At 63.8% G+C, this 4,089-nt stretch carries 4 protein-coding genes; 3 read left to right on the top strand and 1 reads right to left on the bottom strand.

The annotated features are described in order from the left end of the window. Both EN879_RS26575 and EN879_RS26570 read left to right on the top strand, forming a co-directional pair. Positions 1–809 (top strand): neutral zinc metallopeptidase (locus tag EN879_RS26575; RefSeq protein WP_164774589.1); only part of this gene is annotated, 809 nt, incomplete at its 5' end. 156 nt (positions 810–965) lie between these two features. Beyond that, on the top strand, positions 966–2,231 hold the full coding sequence (locus EN879_RS26570) for a TCR/Tet family MFS transporter (protein ID WP_063168787.1): 1,266 nt from the start codon (positions 966–968) through the stop codon (positions 2,229–2,231). Between the two features lie 73 nt (positions 2,232–2,304). On the opposite strand, the gene carA is transcribed toward EN879_RS26570, so the two are convergent. After that, positions 2,305–3,522, bottom strand: coding sequence for a glutamine-hydrolyzing carbamoyl-phosphate synthase small subunit (carA, locus tag EN879_RS26565; protein WP_063168786.1), 1,218 nt, complete (start codon positions 3,520–3,522; stop codon positions 2,305–2,307). Positions 3,523–3,798: 276 nt separating this feature from the next. Between carA and EN879_RS26560 the strand changes: the two genes are divergently transcribed. Beyond that, positions 3,799–4,089: GatB/YqeY domain-containing protein (locus EN879_RS26560; protein ID WP_127274341.1), on the top strand; the 291-nt coding region annotated here is incomplete at its 3' end.

The following is a 4,089-nucleotide window of genomic DNA, read 5'->3' as shown; positions in this document are numbered from 1 at the left end:
GTACCGGTGGCGGCGGCAGCATCTTCCTCGTCATCCTGGTGGTGCTGGCCGGATGGTATTTCGGCTTCGATCCTTCGACGATCCTGGGCGGTGGCGACGGCGGCCTGCTGCCGGGCGGCGGCGGCCAGATCACCGACAATAGCGGCCAGGACAACGGTGCCACACCGGCCAATGACGAGATGAAGCAGTTCGTGGCGACCGTGCTGGCCGAGACCGAGGACACCTGGACCGGCATCTTCAAGTCGCAGGGATTGACCTACGAGGATCCCAAGCTGGTGCTGTTTTCCGGCCAGGTGCGCTCGGCCTGCGGCTTTGCCTCCGCGGCGGCCGGACCGTTCTATTGTCCCGGCGACCACAAGGTCTATCTGGACATGACCTTCTTCCAGCAACTCGACCAGCAGTTCGGCGCTTCGGGCGAATTTGCCCGCGCCTATGTGATCGCGCATGAAATCGGCCATCATGTGCAGAACCTGACCGGCATCATGTCCAAGTTCAACCAGATGCGGCAGAGCATGGGCGAGGTCGAGGCCAACCAGATGTCGGTGCGAATCGAGCTTCAGGCCGACTGCTTTGCCGGTGTGTGGGCCCACTACACCGGACAGAAAGGCATATTGGAGCAGGGCGACATCGAAAGCGCGCTGAACGCCGCCAAGCAGATCGGCGACGACACGCTGCAGAAGAAGATGCAGGGCTATGTCGTGCCGGAAAGCTTCAACCACGGCACCTCGCAGCAGCGGCAGACCTGGCTGGCGCGTGGTTACAAGAGCGGCAAGCTGTCGGATTGCAACACGCTGAGTGGGCCGATCTGACCAGACCGTTGTCGAGCTTCACCTGCCGGCGATGCTGCCGTCAGGTGGTGTCAGGATGAATAGATTCGGCCTGTTCCTGCATTGTTCCTTTCCGCGAGCTCGCCTATAAGGTGCGTCCGCCTGCGCCTGAGGGCGAGCAGAGGAGCTTGATCCTGCATGATCGACCCCAAAACCGCCAGACGGGGCCTTGCGCTCGTCTTCACCACGCTGCTGCTCGACATTATCGGCTTCGGCATGATCATGCCGGTGCTGCCGGCCTATCTCCGGGAATTGACCGGGGTCAGCATCAGCGGCGCGGCGATCGAAGGCGGCTGGCTGTTCTTCGTCTATGCGGCGATGCAGTTCTTCTTCGCACCGATCATGGGCGGCTTGAGCGACCGGTTCGGGCGGCGGCCGATCCTGCTCGCATCGGTGCTGACCTTCTCCATCGACAATCTGATCTGCGCCGTCGCCTGGTCCTACCCGATGCTGTTCATCGGGCGCGTGCTGGCCGGCATTTCGGGCGCCAGCTATTCGACGACATCGGCCTTCATCGCCGACATCTCGAACGATGACAATCGGGCTAAGAATTTCGGCCTGCTCGGCATCGCATTTGGCGTCGGCTTCGTCATCGGGCCGGTTCTGGGCGGGCTGCTCGGCACGTTCGGGCCGCGCGTGCCGTTCTATTTCGCCGCCGGGCTCGCCTTCGTGAATTTCCTCATCGCTTTGTTTTTCCTGCCGGAAACGCTCGATGACAAGCACCGCCGCCGCTTCGAGTGGAAACGCGCCAACCCGGTCGGCACGCTTCTGCAGATGCGCCAATATCAAGGCATCGGCTGGATCGGGCTTGTCTTCTTCCTGATGACGCTCGGGCATATGATGTATCCGGCGGTCTGGTCGTTCGTCTCCAGCTACCGCTATGGCTGGAGCGAGCAGCAGATCGGCTTCTCGCTCGGCGCCTTTGGCCTGTGCGGCGCGATCGTCATGGCGACGGTGCTGCCGCGCGTCATCCCTAGGCTTGGCGAGTGGAAGACCGCAGTCATCGGCCTGACATTCACGGCAGCCAGCGCCTTCGGCTACGCCTTCGCGTCGCAAGGCTGGATGATCTATGCGGTGATCGTCGTCGGCTGCCTGGAAGCGCTGGCCGACCCGCCGCTGCGGAGCCTCGCCGCCGCCAAGGTGCCGCCTTCGGCGCAAGGCGAACTGCAGGGCGCGATGACCTCGATCTTCTCGATCACCTCGATCATCACGCCGCTGCTCTACACGGCGATCTTTTCCTGGTTCACCGGGCCAAGCGCGCCGGTGACCTTCGGCGGCGCGCCCTATCTGCTGGGAGCGTGCTTCCTGACGCTGGCGGTCATCGTCTTTGTGACGAAAGTTGCGAGGCCGGCAGCGCGCACGAATGTCGCCACCGGTGTCGCTGAGGATGGAGCACAGGTGTGAGTCACAACCGCATTGCGCTCACCAGGGAGGGCCATCCCGGCAGGGCAATGAGGGGCGGCGCTACCGGATCGCGCTAAGCCCGTTCGGCCAGCAATTCCTCACCGCGCTTTTCGCGGATCAAATTGACGAAGCGGCGGAACAGGTAGTGTGAATCCTGCGGGCCGGGCGAAGCCTCGGGGTGATGCTGGACCGAGAACACCGGCCGGCCGGTCAGGGTGATGCCGCAATTCGAACCGTCGAACAGCGAGACGTGGGTTTCCTCGACGCCTGATGGCAGCGAGTCGGCATCCACGGCAAAGCCGTGGTTCATCGAGACGATCTCGACCTTGCCGGTGGTGTGGTCCTTGACCGGATGGTTGGCGCCGTGATGGCCCTGGTGCATCTTGGCGGTCTTGCCGCCCAGCGCCAGCGCCAGCATCTGGTGGCCAAGGCAGATGCCGAACACCGGGATGTCGGTCTTCAGCAGATCCCGGATGACCGGTACGGCATAGTCGCCGGTGGCTTCCGGGTCGCCGGGGCCGTTGGAGAGAAAAATGCCGTCCGGCTGCATGGCGAGGATTTCCTCGGCGCCGGACTTGGCCGGCACCACGGTGACCTTGGCGCCGAGGCCGGCGAGCAGGCGCAAGATGTTGCGTTTGACGCCGTAGTCGATGGCGACGACGTGCATTGTCGGTTCGATCTGTTCGCCAAAGCCTTCGTTCCACACCCAGGGTGTCTCGCGCCAGACCGAGGACTGGCCCGACGTAACCTCCTTGGCGAGATCCAGCCCGATCAGGCCCGACCATGCGGCGGCGCGGCGCTTCAGATCGTCGATGTCGAACACGCCATCGGGCGCATGCGCGATGACGGCGTTGGGCATGCCCTTTTCACGGATCAGCGCGGTGAGCGCGCGGGTGTCGATGCCCGACAAAGCGACGATGCCGCGCTTCTTCAGCCACTGGTCGAGACCAGTGCCGGCACGGTAGTTGGACGGGTTGGTGACATCGGCCTTGAACACGGCGCCGACGGCGCCGGCGCGGGCGAGCGGATTGAGATCCTCGATGTCCTCGTCATTGGTGCCGATGTTGCCGATATGCGGGAAGGTGAAGGTGACGATCTGGCCGGCATAGGACGGATCGGTGAGGATTTCCTGATAGCCGGTCAGCGCCGTGTTGAAGCAGACTTCGGCGACAGCGGAGCCGGTGGCGCCGAGACCGCGACCTTCGATGACGGTACCGTCGGCCAGCACCAGAAGGGCGGTCGGCTTTTCCGTGGCCCAAGCGGGGGTCAAGGCGGGCGTCATCTCGGCCATGCGGCACTCCTGTCAGGCCGCGCGCTGCAACCGGCCCGGCGGGCCATCTGCGCGGCAAACGGCGCGAAGCGGCGATTTCGCGGCTTCCACGCAGTCAAATTTCCGTTCATGCAAGGCCCAGTACATAGGGGAAGGGGGCAGGGCGGTCAATGATCATGCGAAATGCCGCCATATTTTATTTCGCCTAGCAAAATCAGTGGCTTGCCCCGGCACATCAGAGTTTGCCTTGGCTCGCCCGCGGCGCTATTGTCCGCGCCGATCGAAGGAGAATGCACCATGCGCGGCAAAATCGCCGAATCCCTGAAGAGCGCGATGAAGGCGCAGGACAAGCACCGGCTGCCGACATTGCGGCTGATCCAGGCCGCCATTCACGACCGCGACATTGCCAATCGCGGGTCAGGCAAGGAGCCGGCCAGCGACGAGGAGATCCTGCAGATCCTGGCCAAGATGGTGAAGCAGCGCGAGGAATCGGCCAAAGCCTTCGATGACGGCAAGCGGCCGGAACTGGCCGCGCAGGAGCGCGGCGAGATGGAGATCATCCGCACCTTCCTGCCGACGCAGCTGGAT

Source organism: Mesorhizobium sp. M7A.F.Ca.AU.002.02.1.1, assembly GCF_003998535.1.
Classification (GTDB): domain Bacteria; phylum Pseudomonadota; class Alphaproteobacteria; order Rhizobiales; family Rhizobiaceae; genus Mesorhizobium; species Mesorhizobium ciceri.
Note: the sequence above shows the minus strand (reverse complement) of the source record. Positions and strands in the feature narration are given on the sequence as shown.

Excerpts from the sequence above, each read along its gene's own strand:
- EN879_RS26570 (WP_063168787.1), top strand. The coding sequence starts at position 966 with ATGATCGACCCCAAAACCGCCAGACGGGGCCTTGCGCTCGTCTTCACC.
- carA (WP_063168786.1), bottom strand. The coding sequence starts at position 3,522 with ATGGCCGAGATGACGCCCGCCTTGACCCCCGCTTGGGCCACGGAAAAG.